This window comes from Roseococcus thiosulfatophilus, assembly GCF_017311575.1.
Classification (GTDB): domain Bacteria; phylum Pseudomonadota; class Alphaproteobacteria; order Acetobacterales; family Acetobacteraceae; genus Roseococcus; species Roseococcus thiosulfatophilus.
The window spans coordinates 1-14,575 of sequence record NZ_JAFFQY010000018.1 but is presented as its reverse complement, the minus strand read 5'-3'; the positions used below and the strand labels follow the sequence as shown (position 1 = coordinate 14,575).

Here is a 14,575-nt window from a genome sequence, read left to right as displayed (position 1 = left end):
CCCGGAACCGGAGACCACCACGATGAACAAGCTTTCCGACACCCAGCGCGTGATTCTCAGCGCCGCCGCGCAGCACGAGATGGGCCTCGCCCGCGCGCCGAAGACCCTGCCGGCCGCGGCCCGCAACGCGGTGTTCCGCAGCCTGATCAAGAACAACCTGCTCACCGAGATCAACGCCCCGCGGGAGCAAATCGGCCTCGGCTGGCGGCAGGATGAGGACGGCACCTGGATCGTGGCGCGCATCACCGACGAGGGGCTGCGCGCCATCGGCATCGACCCGAACGAGGGCGACGTGGAGGCCGGCGAGCCCGACTGCTCGGGCATCGAGGGCAGCGTGCCCGACACGGCGCCCACGGTGGCGCCCGCCGCGGAGCCCGCGACACAGGACGCCAAGGTCGCCGAAGCCGCCCAGGCCGCGCCCCTGACAGAGGAGATCGCGATGCTGGACCAGGCCCTCGCGGCACGCGCCGCCCGGCCGCGGACCAGCCTGCGCGACGCCGCCGCTGCGGTGCTTGCCGCCTGGGACGACGAGGCCAACCGCGCCACCGACATGATCGCCGCGCTCGATGCCCAGATGGAAGCCCTGCGCACCCTGCTGGCCGGCAAGCCCGCCCGCACGCCGCGGGATCCGGGCGCGCCGCGCAAGCCGCGCGAGGGCACGAAGCAGGAGCAGGTGCTCGCCATGCTGCGCCGCCCCGAGGGGGCGACGGTGGCGCAGATCGCCGAGGCGACGGGATGGGCGCAGCACACGGTCCGGGGCTTCTTCGCCGGGCTGAAGAAGAAGGGCCACGCGGTCGAGGTGAAGTCGCGGGAGCGGATGGTCGGCCCGAACAAGACGGGCGCGAAGGGCTCTTTCACCATCTACGCCCTGGCGGAGTGAAACATCTCAGCCACTGCATCGAACATCATCGGAAGCGCCGGGGATCATCCAGATTCCCGGCGCTCTATTGGGTTGGCTGCGCTCCGACACAGCGCGAATTGTCCGTCACGCGCAGGGCATCCCGCCCCGCCAGACGGAGACGACGATGAGCACCACCATCCTCCCGCACGAGACCGCCGAAGGCCCGCAGGAACGCGCCGCCTGGCAGCAGCTTCTCGCCACAGCGCCGCGCAGCACCGACAGCGTGGGCCGCGCGACGATCCAGGTCTGCACCGCCAGCGACGGGCGCGGGATCTTCGCCACGGTGGACTACGCCACCTGGCAGACCGAGAAGGAGGAGGGCTGATGCCCTCCGAGCGCCGCTGGATCATCCTGGCGCAGGACGGCCGGCACGTGACGATGGGCCGCGCGGCACCGCCCAGCGAGGCAGAGGTCGAAGCCGACGCCGCTGCTCTCACCGCACAGGGCCTCGCCGGCTGGCTCGCCACGCTGGACGGGAACTACTGGTCGCGCCGCCGCGTGACCCTCGCGTCGGTGCAGGTGATCGGCGACGACACCATGCTGGATTGGTCCGCTGCCATCACCGCCTTTGAAGCCGCCCGCCAGCGCGCCCTTCGTCCCCTCTGGTAAGAGTTTCGCAGGCAGACATGGCCAAGCGCGATAGCCTTGCCCCTCCGATTCACAGCGTGACCAGGCCGCGCCCCTGGCAAGCGCACTCCATTGCGGCGGCTCTCATGCCGCGCTGCGCTGCTGTTGCTCAATCCGCCCATCCCGCAGCGCCACCATGCGATCGAAGCGGTCGAAGATCTTCTCGTCATGCGTCACTACAAGGATCGCCGCCTGCTGGTCGCGTGCCACCTGCCGCAGCAGATCCATCACCACACGCGCGCGTTCGGAATCGAGGGCCGCGGTCGGCTCATCGGCCAGGATCACCTGTGGCCGGTTGACCAGCGCGCGGGCGATGGCCACGCGCTGTGCCTCGCCGCCCGATAGCCGCGCGGGCATCGCCGAGGCGCGTTTGCCGACTTGGAGGTAGTCAAGCAGCGCGCCCGCCCGCTGCCGTGCGGCGCTGCGGTCCACGCCGTCCAGCGTCATCGCCAGCGCCACATTGTCGATGGCGTTGAGGAAGGGCAGCAGATTGTGGGACTGGAAGATGAAGCCGATGCGTTCACGGCGCAGCCGCCGCAGGTCGGGCACGCGCCACTGCCCGTCCCACACCGTCTCGCCACCGATGGAGAGCCTGCCGGCGGTGGGTTCCTGGATGCAGGCGATCAGGTTCAGCAGCGTCGATTTGCCGCTGCCGGAAGGTCCCTTGAGGCCCACCACCTCCCCGGCCTCAACCACCAGGTCCACCTCGGCCAGCGCGCGCACCGCGGTTTCGCCGGCGCCAAAAGTCTTGCTCAGTTTCTCCACCTGCACGAGGGGGCCTGCCATGCGCGTCAGCCCCCCAGCGCCTGTTGCGGCTCGATGCGCAACGCGGCGCGGATCGACACCAGGCTGCCCAACAGGCAGATCACCGCGATCACGCCCGCCATCACCGCGACCTCGCCCGGGCCGAGCACGACAGCACGAGGGAAGACATCGCGTGCCGAGAACACGATGGCGACGGCGGCCACATAGGCCATCCCGCCCAGCAGCAGCGCCTGTTGCAGCACGAGCCCGACGATAGTGCTGTCCGGCGCGCCGATCAGCTTCAGCGTCGCGATCTCGCGCAGCTTGTCCATCGTCATGGTGTAGATGATCAGCGCGATGATCACCGCCGAGACGAACAGCAGCACCACGGTGAACATGCCAAGCTGCACGCGCGCGCGGTTCACCACGGACAGGGTCAGCAGGTCCGACTGCTGCTGATCCGTCAGCGCCGCCAGGTGTTTCCAGCGCCGCGCCGTCTCCGCCACGAGGGCCGGGTCGGCATCCGGGTGGAGTTGGGCGATGATGGCGTTCACCGTGTCGGTGCCGCCGCTGCCTGCGTTGGCCGCGATGGCGCGGCGGGCCGCGGCTGGGGCCAGGCGGAATTGCAGATCCTGGCTGTCGCGCAATTGCATGAAGATCAGCGGATCGCCGCCCGAGGCGACAAGGCCGCGCGTGGTGCCGACCACGTGGTAGCGATACCGCCCGAGCAGCAGCGTGGCGCCGAGCGGCAGGCCAGAGCGTGCATCGGCGACGATCTCGAACCGTGTCGCCCCCAGGCCGCGCCCCGTGGCGATGGCGGAAGGCCCGCCGGGCCGCCCGGGCTCATAGCCGATCACCTGCACGCGGATCGTGCCCTGCGGCGCCTGGGCTTCGGCGGTGCGCAGCGTGATGGCGCCGGCCGCTGCTACGCCGGGCAGGCGGGCCACCATCTCGCGCACATCGCCCGGAATGCGCGAGGATTCGGCAAAAGGCCCGCGCGTGCCGGATTCCACCACCCAGAGATCCGCCCGCAGGCTGCGCGACAGCGCCAGCGCTTCCGTCACCACGCCTTGATAGATGCCCACCATCGACAGGGCGACAGCCATCAACAGGCCAAGTCCGAGGCAGGTCAGCACGAAGCGGCCGAGTTTGTGGCGAATATCCGCGAGCGCGAGGTTCACGGCCCGGGCACCGCCTGCACCGCGCGACCGACCACGAAGCGCGCGGCTACCTGGGTCACCAGCGCGACATCGTCAGGCAGGCCATCGGTGATGGCGACGCGGCCATCGACCAGTCGCGCGGCGATGGTCACGCGCCGCCGCGCGAGGCGCCCCGCCTCGATGGTCCAGACCGTGCCGGCGGCGCCGTCGAAGCCATGCAGCGCCTGTTCGGATAACAGCCTGGCGCGCGGCAGGCGGGCCGTCTCGATCACCACCTCGGCCTGCTCGCCCACCACGGGCATGGTGGGACAGGCCCGGCAGCGCAGATGGACGCGGCGTTCCTCCGTCACACGGTCGGCTTCGAGTCCGATCCGCACGATCTCGGCGGCGACGGGCCGACCGGGGCGGCTGCGCAGGGTCACCATGCCGGTCTGGCCGAGCGCGAGGTCGCCGGCACGGCCCTCATCGATGAAAGCCTGCATCCAGATGCTCTCGGGCGCGACCAGGGTGAACACCACTTCCCCCGGGTTGAGCGCGGTGCCGGCTTCGCGCGACCGGGCGATGACGATGGCCTCGAAGGGTGCGCGCAGGGTGTGTTTGTCCAGCGTCGCGCGCTCGGTCGCGAGGTTGGCGCGTGCTTCGGCCTGGGCGGCGCGCGCGACGGCGGCATCGGCGGCGTTCACCAGCAGGTCAACGCGGGCGAGCTCCTGCTCGGTCTCGGCGAGTTCGGCCACCTCCTGGCTGCCCACGCCCCGGTTTGCGAGGTCGCGCCGCCGCCGCGCGGTGGCCTGCTTCTGGGTGAACTGCGCCTCGGCGCGCTCACGCTGCGCAACGGCCCGCGCCGCGGCTGCATCGGCCGACAACTGCGCGGCTTCGGCGCGCGCCACGCGCGCCTGCTGGCTGATCGTGTTGAGGCGCGCGAGAACCGCTCCCGCAGCCACCCGATCGCCGTGATCTGCGGCCAGTTCGATGAGCGTGCCCGGAACCTCGAAACCGATGCGGGCGAGGATCTGCGCCTCGATCGTGCCGAGGCCGAACACCGTCACCGGCACATCCGGCTCGAATGCGGCGACGGGCACGGGCAATGGGCGGTGCTGCGTGTACCACCAAGCGCCCCCGGCCGCCGAAGCGAGAACGAGTCCGGCAAGGACGAGGCGAAGGGATCGCATGCGGCAGAGTCCAATCGTATCGCGACAATCACTGATTCTGCATGTGCCGCGCAAGCTTGTCTATCCGCGGCAGCACGTCATGGCCGAGCGCCGCGTCCTTCACCTGCTCGTCCCAGGCGCGATGGAAGCACAGCAGCCATCGGCGAACCTCCTCCGCGCCGATTGGCGCGTGCAGGTGCCGGCGGCGCAGCATCGGGCTGCCATGGCGCTCGACATAGAGCGGCGGGCCGCCGAGCCAGCCCGAAAGGTATTCGAACAGGCGTTGCCCGGCATGGGTCAGGTCCGGCGGATGCACGGCGCGGCAGGCGGCTGCCTCGGGCAGCGTGTCCATCAGCGTGTAGAAGCGTTGGGTGAAGCGCCGGATGCCGGCCTCGCCGCCCATCCGGGAATAGGGTGTCATCATCGCCCGACCCATCGCGGTGTTTGTTCGCTGTAGGCGACCCACGCCGCGCCGAACCGCGCCGCCAGATGCGCTTCCTCGCGCAGAATCGCGAGGCGTGTGACGGCGACTGCGGCCAGCAGCGCGGCGGGCAGGAACCACGGATTGGCGAAGGCCAGCGCGGCACCCGTCATGACGATCGTGTTGCCGAGATAGATCGGGTTGCGCGACCAGGCAAAGGGGCCGGTGGTGACCAGCGCCGTCGCCGCGCGATGCGGCAGGATATTGGCGCGCTGGCGCCACATTGTCGCCATCGCGGCGATGTCGAGCGCGAGCCCGGCCAGCAGCACCACCCAGCCGGCCGCCGCCCAGGCCGGCGCGCGCAGCCATGCCGGCCCTGGTGCCACCATGCCAAGCCCGACCGCCGCGATCGCCGTCGCGCCGAACAGGATCGGCGGCCAGGGGATGCGGTTGGGTGCGGCGAGCGTGCCTGGCATGGTCACCAACGACGCGCCTAGAGGGCGCGCTTGGAGAAGTACCAATCGGTCGTCTCATAGCCCTCGCCGGCGCGCGCGGCGGCGGCGGCGGCGGTCTTGGGCGGTGGCACGATCACCTTCTCGCCGGGCTGCCAGCCTTCGGGCGTGGCGACGCCGTTCGCGTCCGAGGTCTGCAGCGCGATCAGCAGGCGCAGGATCTCGTCGATGCTGCGGCCATTGCTCATCGGGTAGTAGAGCATCGCCCGCAGCCTGCCCTTGGGGTCGATCAGGAAGGTTGCGCGCACGGCCTGTGTGTCGGCCGCGCCGGGGTGGACCATGCCGTAGGCGCCGGCCACCTCCATCTTGATGTCCTCGATGATGGGGAAGGGAATGGCGACGCCGAACTTCTCCTCGATGTTCCGCACCCAGGCGAGATGCGCGAACAGGCTGTCGATGGACAGGCCGAGCAGCTCGCAGTTCAGCGCCGCGAAGCGCTCATGCGCGCGGGCGAAGGCCATGAATTCGGTGGTGCAGACCGGCGTGAAGTCGGCGGGGTGGGAGAACAGCACCAGCCACTTTCCCTCGTAGTCGGCGAGGCTGCGATCGCCATGCGTGGTGTGCGCCTGGAACGCGGGGGCGGCTTCGTTCAGGCGGGGCAATCCGATGTTCGGCATCGTCATGGTCAAGCTCCTTGGTTGTTGAATCGGGGCGCGATCGCGCGCCCCGTGGTGACGCCCGTGGCCCCGCTTGCGCGCGGGTGTTTCGGCAGACATCCGAACATGCCGGACGGCTCTATTGCCCGGGTGCCTCCGCGAGATCCTCCGGCCGGCATCTGTCGAGAAGCTGGAGTTTCGCGGCGAGATCCCGCAGCGCGGTGCGCAAGCCCTCCTCCAGCACCGGATGGTAGAAGGGCATTGCCAGGGCCTGCGGCACGGTCATGCGCTGCTGCACGGCCCAGGCGAGCAGCTGCGACATGTGTTCCATGCCGGGACCGAACATCTCGGCGCCGAGCAGGCGGCCCGTGCAGGCTTCCCCGTAGATGCGCACCAGGCCCCGGTTGCGGCCCATCACCCGCGCGCGGCCCTGGCGCTCATAGGAGACCTCGCCAATCGCGTGGTCGCCCTCCGGCAATTGATCGTGGCGCAAGCCGACCATGCCCATCTGCGGGTCGGTGAAGGCGATGGCGAGCGGTGTGCGCCTCTCATGCGGCTGCACCTGCGGCCACAGCATCGCATTGGCGCCCGCGAAGCGCCCCTCATCCGCCGCCTCATGCAGCAGCGGCCGATGCCCCGCCACGTCGCCGGCGAGGAAGATGGGCGCGTCGCCGCATTGCGCGGTCTGCGCGTCCACGGCGGGCAGCCCGGCCGCGTTGAGCGGCAGGCCGCTGGCAGCCAGGTCGAGGCCCGCAATGTTCGGCCGCCGCCCGGCGGCGAGCAGAACCCGGGCGAAGCGCTCCTCGCCCGGCGTGCCGTCGGCGGCTTCCCAGCGCAGCAGGACGCCGCCTTCGCCCGGTTCCGCCGCGAGGATCCGGGTGTGCAGGCGCAGCTCCAGCTCGCCCGATAATTCGCGCAGCGCCACGGCTTGCACGGCCGGGTCGGTGAAGGGGCCGAGATCGTCGAAGGGGCTGAAGAAGGTCACGCGGACTCCCAGGCGCTGCATCGCCTGGCCCAGTTCCAGCGCGATCACGCCCGTCCCGATCACAGCGAGGCTCGATGGCAGCGCGCGCAGTTCGAACACATCGTCATTGACCATGACGTGGTCGCGGATGGCGGCGAAGAGCGGCGGCACGAAGGGCGTGCTGCCGGTGGCGATGATGACGGCGCGCGCCGAGACCCGCGTGTGGCCGTCTACCATCAGCGTGGTCGGGGCGGTGAAGCGCGCATGGCCGAGCAGGCGCTGTTCGGCCGGGATGGCCTCCGTGGCCTCGACCGTGAAGGCCACGAAGCGATCACGTTCGCGCTGAACCCGGGCCATCACCGCCGGCCCGTCAATCCGCGCTTCGGCGTGGACGCCCAGCGCCGCCGCGGCGCCGATGCCGTGCGCGGCATCGGCGGCGGCGATCAGCAGCTTGGAGGGCATGCAGCCGACACGCGCGCAGGTCGTGCCATAGGGGCCGCTCTCGATCAGCAGCGGCAGGCCGCCGCGCTTCTCGACCTCGCGCCGCGCGTTGAGACCGGCCGTGCCGGCACCCACGATCGCGACATCCACCACGCGCTCATCCATCGGCCACGTCCCCCTTCAAAGCTTCCCCGCGCGGCTATCCGGTCCAGCCGAAGCGGGCGAAGATGCGCTGCCCCTCGGGGCCGGCCAGGAAGGCCGCGAAGCGCCGCACCTCCGCGCGTGCCGCGCCGATCTTCGTGAGCACCGTCCCGCTGGAACGCCAGATGCGGAACGGCTCCTCGATCTCGACCAGGTCGGCATGCTCGGGGGCGGCGATCTGCCAGTGGTTCCACACCAGCCAGACATCATAGGCGTCGGGCTTGCTGCGCCATTCCTGCTGCGCCGCGCCGGTATTGGGCGCCACCAGCACGATGCGTTCACGCATGGCGCGCAGCAGGGCGATGTCGCCGGTGCGGCCGGCCACATCCTCCCACAGCGCCACCTGTCCTGCGCCGCCGGTCGCCAGGATGCGCGCCTCGGCCGGCGGCCGCGCGAGCAGGTCGCGCAGCCCGGTGATGCCGCGCGGATTGCCGCGGCGCACCAGGATCGCCGATGGCCGCAGGAACAGTGTGGTGCGGGTGGCCGGATCCACCACATCGCGGAACTGCGCCACGAAATCGTCCATCATGTATTCGGCGCCGGAGAAGACCATGTCCGCCTCGGCCGGGACGCGTCCTGCCCAGCCCGGGGTGGGGCCGGAGACGATCTCGACCGGGATGCCCTGCGCGGCGCGGAATGCTTCGCCGGCCGCGCGCATGGCAGGGGCCGGGCCCCCGGGGCCAAAGGCCCGGACCGGGGCTGGTGCCTGGGCGCGCGCCTGGGCCGAGATGGCCAGCCAGCTCGCGGCCAGGAGAAGCAGGCGACGATCCATCATCGGTCGCTCCCCGCTCAGAACGGCAGAACGGTGGTGGCGCGATCGGTCATCCGGCGCGCCATCTCGGGCGGCTGGGCCGGGCGCACCCCCTCGATCAGCGCCTCGGGCCCGACGCCGGCGTTGGGCAGATAGAGCGCGCAGACCTCGGTGCGCACGCCGGCGCGGACGATGCCGGCCAGCATCTGCGCGGGCGTCGCGTTCATCGGGCGCAGCGGCGTCGCGGCCGGGCCCGGCGGCTCGCGCCGGGCGAGATCGCCGGCCGGACCGCAGAGCATCACCTCGACGGTCGCGCCCTGCGCGCGCATCGCGTTGAGCAGCACGAAGGCCATGCCCTGCACCTGCGGCTCGGCCGTGGTGACGAGGGCGAGCACGCGCTGCGGCTCCTGCGCGGCGGCGGGCGTGGCGGCGATTGCCGTGGTGGCGAGCAGGGCCAGGGCGGCGTGGCGGAGCGTGGATCGGGGCATGGATGTTGTCCTTGGTTGTGGGAGTGTCGAATGACGCGCGGCGGTCATCGCAGCGCGAGCTTGATGGCGAAGCCGATGACGCCGAGGCCAAGCACGCTCCCCACCCAAAGGGCGAGGAACCAGCCGAGCCTGACGGCCAGCGGCCGCGTGGCCTGCGGTGCGGCCATCAGTGGTAACCGCCCACACTGTTCACCTTCCCGCGGAACACCCAGTAGGCGTATGCGGTGTAGGCAAGGATGAGCGGGATCAGCACGGCGGCGCCGACCAGCAGAAAGGTGAGGCTGTTGTCGGGCGCGGCTGCCGCCCAGATCGTGACCGAGTTGGGCACGATATGCGGGAAAAAGCTGACACCGAGGCCGATGAAGCACAGCACGAACAGCGCGAGCGAGGCGAGGAAGGGCGACAGCTCGCGCCGCTCGGTCAGGCCGCGCAGCAGGACATAGGAGACGCCGAGCACCGCGAGCGGCACCGGGATCGCCAGCAGCACATGCGGCCAGCCGAACCAGCGCGTCGCATAGACCGTGTTGAGGAACGGGGTCCAGAGGCTGACCAGGCCGATCAGGAGAATGGTGGCGGGTGCCGCGATGAAGGCGATGTCGTAGGCGCGGCGCTGGACATGCCCCTCGGTCTTCAGGATCAGCCAGGTCGCGCCCAGCAGGCCGTAGCCGACCGTCAGTGCCACGCCGGTGAGCAGGCTGAACGGCGTGAGCCAATCCCACCATCCGCCGGCATAGGCGCGGCCCTCGACCGGGATGCCCTGCACGAGCGCGCCGAGCGCCACGCCCTGCGCGAATCCCGCCAGGATCGAGCCGCCGGCGAAGGCCCAGTCCCACAGGAACTGGCCGCGCCTGGTCTTCCAGCGGAATTCGAAGGCGACGCCGCGGAACACCAGTCCGAGCAGCATCGCCATGATGGGCGCGTAGAGCGCCGGCATGATGATCGCGAAGGCCAGCGGGAACACCGCGAAGAGGCCGCCGCCGCCGAGCACGAGCCAGGTCTCGTTGCCGTCCCAGACGGGTGCCACCGAGTTCATCATCTCGTCGCGATGGCGCTCGCCCCGCACCAGCGGAAACAGGATTCCCACCCCGAGGTCGAAGCCGTCCAGGATGACATAGGCCAGCACCGCGAAGGCGATCAGCCCGGCCCAGATGAGGGGGAGATCAAGGGTCAAGACACGGGCTCCTTCTCGGCGGTCGGCAGGGCGTCCTTCGCGGCCATGGCCGGGGCGGGCATGATGCCGGCGGCGCGGATCGGCTGGCCCGGCGCAAGGCCGCTCTCGTGGCTGTGCGGCGCGGCGTTCATCAGGCGCAGGATGTAGAAGGTGCCGGCGCCGAAGAGGATGAAATAGACGATGATGAAGGCCAGCAGCGAAGCACCCACCGCCGCGGCATCAATGCGCGACGCGGATTGCGCGGTGGTGAGCAGGCCATAGACCGTCCAGGGCTGCCGCCCGACCTCGGTCGTGATCCATCCCGCGAGCACGGCCACGAACCCCGACGGACCCATAGCGATCGCGGCGCGGTGCAGCCAGGGCGCGTCGTAGAGCCTGCGCCGGTAGCGCAGCCACAGGCCCCAGGCACCGAGGCCCAGCATCGCGAAGCCGATGCCGACCATGATCCGGAAGCTCCAGAACACGATCCCCACGGGCGGACGCTGATCGGCGGGCCATTCATTCAGCCCCCGGACCACGCCATCCCATTGGTGCGTGAGGATCAGCGAACCGAGATAGGGGATCGAGACCTGGTAGTCGATGCGGCCCTCCGCCGCATTGGGAATGCCGAACAGGATTAGCGGCGCGCCGGCATGGGTGTCGAAATGGCCCTCCATCGCCGCGACCTTGGCCGGCTGGTGCTCCAGCGTATTCAGCCCGTGGAAGTCGCCCGCCGCGATCTGCAGGGGCGCCACGACCGCCGCCATCCACATCGCCATCGAGAACATGATGCGGGCCGCCGGATTGGCGCGGTTGCGCAGCAGGTGCAGCGCGCCGACGGCACCCACCACCAGCGCGGTGGTGAGATAGGCTGCCAGAAGCATGTGCACGAGGCGGTAGGGGAAGGACGGGTTGAAGATCACCGCCCACCAGTCGGTGGCGATGAACTGGCCGGCCTCGTTGATGGCGTAGCCGGCCGGCGTCTGCATCCAGCTGTTCACCGACAGGATCCAGAAGGCCGACATGAAAGTGCCGAGCGCCACCATGAGCGTCGCCAGGAAATGCAGCTTCGGCCCGACGCGCTCGCGCCCGAACAGCATGACGCCGAGGAAGCCCGCTTCGAGGAAGAAGGCCGAGAGCACCTCATAGCCCATCAACGGGCCGAGCACCGGGCCGACCTTGTCGGACCAGACGCTCCAGTTCGTGCCGATCTGGTAGCTCATGACGATGCCGGAGACGACGCCCATCCCGAAGGCGACGGCGAAGATCTTCTTCCAGTAGTTGAACAGGTCGAGGTAGGCGCCCTGGACGGTCCGCAGCCACAGCGCATTGAGCACCGCGAGATAGCTGGCGAGGCCGATCGTGAAGGCGGGGAAGATGATGTGGAAGCTGACGGTGAAGGCGAACTGGATGCGCGCCAGCGTCAGTGCGTCAAAGGACTCCATGGCAACCCCGCTTAAACCGTCATCCGTGATGCAGGATATTGTTCGCTTCAGAGAAAAGCAATATGATGAATAGAGATTTTCTCGTGACGAAGGATCGACCTTGCGCCTCACCCAGTATTCCAACTTCACGCTGCGCACCCTGCAGCTCGTGGCGCTCCGTGCGCCGGAGATCGTCACGGTGGACGACGTCGCCCGAGCGCATCGCATCTCCAAGGCGCATCTTGTGAAGGTCGCCGGCGAACTCGCCCGGCGGGGCTATATCGAGACCATCCGCGGCCGGCGCGGCGGCATGCGCCTGGCGCGGCCGGCGGAGCAGATCACTGTGGGTGAGATCATCCGCTGGACGGAAGCGCCGCTCGAACTGGTGGAGTGCTTCAACGCCGAGACCAACACCTGCCCGCTGCTGGGGGTGTGCCACCTCTCCCGCGGCCTGCACCGCGCCATGCGAGCGTTTTTCTCGGTTCTGGACGACATGACAATCGCCGATATCGCCCTGAACAAGGGCGCATTGCTCGATCGCCTGGAGGGTCGGCCTCAGCCAGCCTCGGCGTTGCTCCCGGCCGGCGCGCAATAGAGGCGGTAGAGCGTCTCCAGGATCGCAGCGACCTCAGCGCTGGCCAGGCGGTAGTAGATGGTCTGGCCCTCGCGCCTGGTCTCGACCAGCCGCAGGTCGCGCATCCGGGCGAGGTGCTGCGACAGGGCGGACGGCGCCAGGCCGACACGGTCGGCGAGGTCGCCCACCGATTTCTCACCCTCGATAAGATGGCAGAGCGCCATCAGCCGCTTGGCGTTCGCCAGAGCTGCGAGCAGGCGTGCAGCCTCCTCCGCCTTGGCTTCCATGATGCCTAAAGCGTCACTCATGATGCCTATATTCATGTTGACATCTTAGCACTTGCGCAGATATAAATCCAGTATCAACACGCTGGAGCACCACCCCATGGCCAATGTCGGTTCCCTCGATCGCGCCGCCCGCTTCGCTCTCGGCGCCGTGCTGGTCGGCGCTCCCTTGCTGCTGCCGGCGATGTTCGCCCCGCTCGGCGCCTGGCGCTTCGCGCTGGTCGGCTGGGGGGTGGTGATGCTCGGCACTGCGGTGTTCCGCTTCTGCCCCGCCTACACACTGTTCGGCATCCGCACTTGCCCCGTCAGCAAGGCCTGACATGACCGCCACCGACTTCACCCCGGTGGCCTCGCTTCTCGGCGGCGCGCTGATCGGCGCGTCAGCCGTGATGCTGATGGCCGCGAAGGGGCGCATTGCCGGCGTCAGCGGAATCGCAGTGCGGCTGCTGCCGCCCTACGCCGATGGTGAACTCGCCGGACGGCTCGCCTTCATTCTTGGCATCGTGGTGGCGCCGCTGGTCGTTCTGCTCGCCACAGGTACCGCGCCGGTGCCGACCATCGAGGCGGGCCCCGCCCTGCTGGTCCTGGCCGGGCTCTTGGTCGGCTTTGGCTCGGTCTGGGGCAATGGCTGCACCTCCGGCCATGGGGTCTGCGGGCTGTCGCGCCTGTCGATGCGCTCGCTGGTCGCGACCCTCACCTTCATGGCGACCGCGATCGCGACCGTTTTCCTCACCCGACACCTGTTGTGAAGCCAAACATGTCCATCCTGGTGCAATTCGTGATCGGCCTGGTCTTCGGCCTCGGCCTCGTCATTGCCGGCATGTCCGACCCGGCGAAGGTGCTCAACTTCCTCGACCTCGCCGCCATCCCGAGCGGGGGGTGGGATCCGAGCCTTGCCTTCGTGATGGCCGGCGCCATCGCCGTCACCTTCATCGGCTTCAAGCTGGTGCTGCGCCGGTCGCAGCCGATCTTCGGCGGCAAGTTCCACCTTCCCAACGCCACAGAGATCGATGCCCGCATTGTCGCGGGCCCCGCCATTTTCGGCGTGGGCTGGGGCCTAGCGGGCTTCTGCCCTGGCCCGGCCTTCACAGCGCTGACCATCGGCGACAACGCGGCGCTGATCTTTGTCCTGGCGATGCTTGTCGGAATGGCGGCTGCCCGCTGGCTCGCCAGCCGCCCCGCCAAGCTCATTCCAGCCACGCCGCGCACCTGACGAACAAGAAACCCGAGAGGACAACCACCATGAACGCCATTCCGCATCGCGTCGAACTGTCGGTGAAGCCTGACGTCACGGCCTTCTTCGACGCACCGACCAATACCATCAGCTACGTCGTGAAGGATCCCGCCTCGGCCGCCTGCGCCGTGGTCGACTCCGTCATGGATATCGACTACGCGGCGGGCCGCATCACGCATGGCTCGGCCGATGCGATCATCGCCCATATCAAGGCCCACGACCTGCGCCTGGAATGGCTGATCGAAACCCATGTGCATGCTGACCATCTCTCGGCCGCGCCCTACATCCAGCAACACCTCGGCGGCAAGATCGGCATCGGCGAGCAGATCACCGTGGTGCAGGAGGTCTTCGGGAAGGTCTTCAACGAGGGCACCGAATTCCGTCGCGACGGCAGCCAGTTCGATCGGCTGTTCAAGGATGGCGATACCTACACCATCGGCGGCATGACCGCCTTCGCGCTGCAAACGCCCGGCCACACGCCAGCCTGCATGACGCATGTGATCGGCGACGCAGCCTTCGTGGGCGACACGCTGTTCATGCCCGATGGCGGCTCGGCCCGCGCCGACTTCCCCGGTGGCGATGCGCGCACGCTGTTCCGCTCGATCCACCGTGTGCTGGAACTGCCGCCCGAAACGCGGCTGTTCATGTGCCACGACTACGGACCGAACGGGCGCGACATCCAGTGGGAAACGACCGTCGCCGAGGAACGCGCCCACAATATCCATGTGAAGGATGGTGTGACTGAGGATGCGTTCGTCGCGATGCGCGAGGCGCGTGACGCGACACTCGGCATGCCGCGGCTGATCCTGCCCTCCCTGCAGGTCAACATGCGGGCAGGCAGCCTGCCGCCGCCTGACGAGAGCGGCCGCGTCTTCCTCAAACTGCCCGTCAACGCCCTATAAGCCCTGCCGCCGCCGCGGCCAAAAAACTCTGGGAGAAGCAGCCATGCAGCCTA

At 69.4% G+C, this 14,575-nt stretch carries 21 protein-coding genes; 8 read left to right on the top strand and 13 right to left on the bottom strand.

All coding sequences use genetic code 11. The features are described 5' to 3' along the window. The first annotated feature begins 22 nt into the window (after window positions 1-22). From JTN19_RS08685 to JTN19_RS08675, 3 genes are all read left to right on the top strand, one after another. Window positions 23-880: a DUF3489 domain-containing protein gene (locus tag JTN19_RS08685; protein WP_206931523.1), complete on the top strand. Its 858-nt coding sequence runs from the start codon at window positions 23-25 to the stop codon at window positions 878-880. A gap of 145 nt (window positions 881-1,025) precedes the next feature. Further along, window positions 1,026-1,226, top strand: a complete 201-nt coding sequence (locus JTN19_RS08680; protein WP_206931522.1) for a hypothetical protein — start codon at window positions 1,026-1,028, stop codon at window positions 1,224-1,226. Then, on the top strand, window positions 1,226-1,510 hold the full coding sequence (locus JTN19_RS08675) for a hypothetical protein (protein WP_206931521.1): 285 nt from the start codon (window positions 1,226-1,228) through the stop codon (window positions 1,508-1,510). The genes JTN19_RS08680 and JTN19_RS08675 overlap by 1 nt, the downstream gene beginning before the upstream one ends. 102 nt (window positions 1,511-1,612) lie before the next feature. Here the strand turns inward: JTN19_RS08675 and JTN19_RS08670 are convergent, their stop codons facing one another. The 12 genes from JTN19_RS08670 to JTN19_RS08615 form a co-directional block, all read right to left on the bottom strand. Further along, entirely contained in the window at window positions 1,613-2,314 is a 702-nt protein-coding gene (locus JTN19_RS08670; protein ID WP_206931520.1) for an ABC transporter ATP-binding protein, read from the bottom strand. Window positions 2,315-2,319: 5 nt separating this feature from the next. Beyond that, complete coding sequence (locus tag JTN19_RS08665) at window positions 2,320-3,453, bottom strand: FtsX-like permease family protein (protein ID WP_206931519.1); 1,134 nt, start codon at window positions 3,451-3,453, stop codon at window positions 2,320-2,322. After that, window positions 3,450-4,511 (bottom strand): efflux RND transporter periplasmic adaptor subunit, encoded by a 1,062-nt coding sequence (locus JTN19_RS08660; protein WP_340643299.1) that lies wholly within the window; start codon window positions 4,509-4,511, stop codon window positions 3,450-3,452. The genes JTN19_RS08665 and JTN19_RS08660 overlap by 4 nt, the downstream gene beginning before the upstream one ends. Before the next feature lie 118 nt (window positions 4,512-4,629). Further along, window positions 4,630-5,001 carry a group II truncated hemoglobin gene (locus tag JTN19_RS08655; protein WP_206931517.1) on the bottom strand — a complete coding sequence of 124 codons (372 nt, stop codon included), beginning with the start codon at window positions 4,999-5,001 and terminating at the stop codon, window positions 4,630-4,632. Continuing rightward, the gene (locus JTN19_RS08650) at window positions 5,001-5,477 is read right to left on the bottom strand and encodes a methyltransferase family protein (protein WP_206931516.1); all 477 of its coding nucleotides are present in this window, start codon (window positions 5,475-5,477) and stop codon (window positions 5,001-5,003) included. The genes JTN19_RS08655 and JTN19_RS08650 overlap by 1 nt, the downstream gene beginning before the upstream one ends. 17 nt (window positions 5,478-5,494) lie before the next feature. Beyond that, entirely contained in the window at window positions 5,495-6,136 is a 642-nt protein-coding gene (locus JTN19_RS08645; protein ID WP_242530991.1) for a peroxiredoxin, read from the bottom strand. Window positions 6,137-6,248: 112 nt separating this feature from the next. Then, entirely contained in the window at window positions 6,249-7,679 is a 1,431-nt protein-coding gene (locus JTN19_RS08640) for a dihydrolipoyl dehydrogenase (protein ID WP_206931515.1), read from the bottom strand. A 34-nt stretch (window positions 7,680-7,713) separates the two neighbouring features. After that, the gene (locus JTN19_RS08635; RefSeq protein ID WP_206931514.1) at window positions 7,714-8,490 is read right to left on the bottom strand and encodes a substrate-binding domain-containing protein; all 777 of its coding nucleotides are present in this window, start codon (window positions 8,488-8,490) and stop codon (window positions 7,714-7,716) included. A 14-nt stretch (window positions 8,491-8,504) separates the two neighbouring features. Then, window positions 8,505-8,954 (bottom strand): DsrE family protein, encoded by a 450-nt coding sequence (locus tag JTN19_RS08630; RefSeq protein ID WP_206931513.1) that lies wholly within the window; start codon window positions 8,952-8,954, stop codon window positions 8,505-8,507. A 44-nt stretch (window positions 8,955-8,998) separates the two neighbouring features. Continuing rightward, a complete protein-coding gene (locus JTN19_RS08625) occupies window positions 8,999-9,121 on the bottom strand; it encodes a DUF2474 family protein (RefSeq protein ID WP_206931512.1) in 123 nt (40 codons plus the stop codon). Then, complete coding sequence (cydB, locus tag JTN19_RS08620; RefSeq protein WP_206931511.1) at window positions 9,121-10,125, bottom strand: cytochrome d ubiquinol oxidase subunit II; 1,005 nt, start codon at window positions 10,123-10,125, stop codon at window positions 9,121-9,123. The genes JTN19_RS08625 and cydB overlap by 1 nt, the downstream gene beginning before the upstream one ends. After that, window positions 10,122-11,549 carry a cytochrome ubiquinol oxidase subunit I gene (locus tag JTN19_RS08615; RefSeq protein ID WP_206931510.1) on the bottom strand — a complete coding sequence of 476 codons (1,428 nt, stop codon included), beginning with the start codon at window positions 11,547-11,549 and terminating at the stop codon, window positions 10,122-10,124. The genes cydB and JTN19_RS08615 overlap by 4 nt, the downstream gene beginning before the upstream one ends. Before the next feature lie 100 nt (window positions 11,550-11,649). Here JTN19_RS08615 and JTN19_RS08610 point away from each other — a divergent pair, with 100 nt between their 5' ends. Continuing rightward, on the top strand, window positions 11,650-12,123 hold the full coding sequence (locus JTN19_RS08610) for an RrF2 family transcriptional regulator (RefSeq protein ID WP_206931509.1): 474 nt from the start codon (window positions 11,650-11,652) through the stop codon (window positions 12,121-12,123). Here the strand turns inward: JTN19_RS08610 and JTN19_RS08605 are convergent. Then, window positions 12,084-12,410, bottom strand: coding sequence for an ArsR/SmtB family transcription factor (locus JTN19_RS08605; RefSeq protein ID WP_242530990.1), 327 nt, complete (start codon window positions 12,408-12,410; stop codon window positions 12,084-12,086). The two genes, JTN19_RS08610 and JTN19_RS08605, sit on opposite strands and share 40 nt — an antisense overlap. 76 nt (window positions 12,411-12,486) lie before the next feature. Between JTN19_RS08605 and JTN19_RS08600 the strand changes: the two genes are divergently transcribed. Genes JTN19_RS08600 through JTN19_RS08585 form a run of 4 tightly spaced genes read left to right on the top strand, consistent with a single transcriptional unit; the run spans window position 12,487 to window position 14,522 of the window. Continuing rightward, a complete protein-coding gene (locus JTN19_RS08600) occupies window positions 12,487-12,705 on the top strand; it encodes a YgaP family membrane protein (protein ID WP_206931508.1) in 219 nt (72 codons plus the stop codon). A gap of 1 nt (window position 12,706) precedes the next feature. After that, window positions 12,707-13,135: a YeeE/YedE family protein gene (locus JTN19_RS08595; protein ID WP_206931507.1), complete on the top strand. Its 429-nt coding sequence runs from the start codon at window positions 12,707-12,709 to the stop codon at window positions 13,133-13,135. Window positions 13,136-13,143: 8 nt separating this feature from the next. Then, complete coding sequence (locus JTN19_RS08590) at window positions 13,144-13,599, top strand: DUF6691 family protein (protein ID WP_206931506.1); 456 nt, start codon at window positions 13,144-13,146, stop codon at window positions 13,597-13,599. Between the two features lie 29 nt (window positions 13,600-13,628). Continuing rightward, window positions 13,629-14,522, top strand: coding sequence for an MBL fold metallo-hydrolase (locus JTN19_RS08585; RefSeq protein WP_206931505.1), 894 nt, complete (start codon window positions 13,629-13,631; stop codon window positions 14,520-14,522). Window positions 14,523-14,575: the final 53 nt, after the last annotated feature.

Coding starts and splice junctions, on each gene's coding strand:
- JTN19_RS08595 (WP_206931507.1), top strand. CDS start 12,707: ATGACCGCCACCGACTTCACCCCGGTGGCCTCGCTTCTCGGCGGCGCG.
- JTN19_RS08605 (WP_242530990.1), bottom strand. CDS start 12,410: ATGAGTGACGCTTTAGGCATCATGGAAGCCAAGGCGGAGGAGGCTGCA.
- JTN19_RS08680 (WP_206931522.1), top strand. CDS start 1,026: ATGAGCACCACCATCCTCCCGCACGAGACCGCCGAAGGCCCGCAGGAA.
- JTN19_RS08630 (WP_206931513.1), bottom strand. CDS start 8,954: ATGCCCCGATCCACGCTCCGCCACGCCGCCCTGGCCCTGCTCGCCACC.
- JTN19_RS08625 (WP_206931512.1), bottom strand. CDS start 9,121: ATGGCCGCACCGCAGGCCACGCGGCCGCTGGCCGTCAGGCTCGGCTGG.
- JTN19_RS08585 (WP_206931505.1), top strand. CDS start 13,629: ATGAACGCCATTCCGCATCGCGTCGAACTGTCGGTGAAGCCTGACGTC.
- JTN19_RS08600 (WP_206931508.1), top strand. CDS start 12,487: ATGGCCAATGTCGGTTCCCTCGATCGCGCCGCCCGCTTCGCTCTCGGC.
- JTN19_RS08675 (WP_206931521.1), top strand. CDS start 1,226: ATGCCCTCCGAGCGCCGCTGGATCATCCTGGCGCAGGACGGCCGGCAC.
- JTN19_RS08650 (WP_206931516.1), bottom strand. CDS start 5,477: ATGCCAGGCACGCTCGCCGCACCCAACCGCATCCCCTGGCCGCCGATC.
- JTN19_RS08615 (WP_206931510.1), bottom strand. CDS start 11,549: ATGGAGTCCTTTGACGCACTGACGCTGGCGCGCATCCAGTTCGCCTTC.
- JTN19_RS08635 (WP_206931514.1), bottom strand. CDS start 8,490: ATGATGGATCGTCGCCTGCTTCTCCTGGCCGCGAGCTGGCTGGCCATC.
- JTN19_RS08590 (WP_206931506.1), top strand. CDS start 13,144: ATGTCCATCCTGGTGCAATTCGTGATCGGCCTGGTCTTCGGCCTCGGC.
- JTN19_RS08645 (WP_242530991.1), bottom strand. CDS start 6,136: ATGACGATGCCGAACATCGGATTGCCCCGCCTGAACGAAGCCGCCCCC.
- JTN19_RS08670 (WP_206931520.1), bottom strand. CDS start 2,314: ATGGCAGGCCCCCTCGTGCAGGTGGAGAAACTGAGCAAGACTTTTGGC.
- JTN19_RS08640 (WP_206931515.1), bottom strand. CDS start 7,679: ATGGATGAGCGCGTGGTGGATGTCGCGATCGTGGGTGCCGGCACGGCC.
- JTN19_RS08685 (WP_206931523.1), top strand. CDS start 23: ATGAACAAGCTTTCCGACACCCAGCGCGTGATTCTCAGCGCCGCCGCG.
- JTN19_RS08655 (WP_206931517.1), bottom strand. CDS start 5,001: ATGACACCCTATTCCCGGATGGGCGGCGAGGCCGGCATCCGGCGCTTC.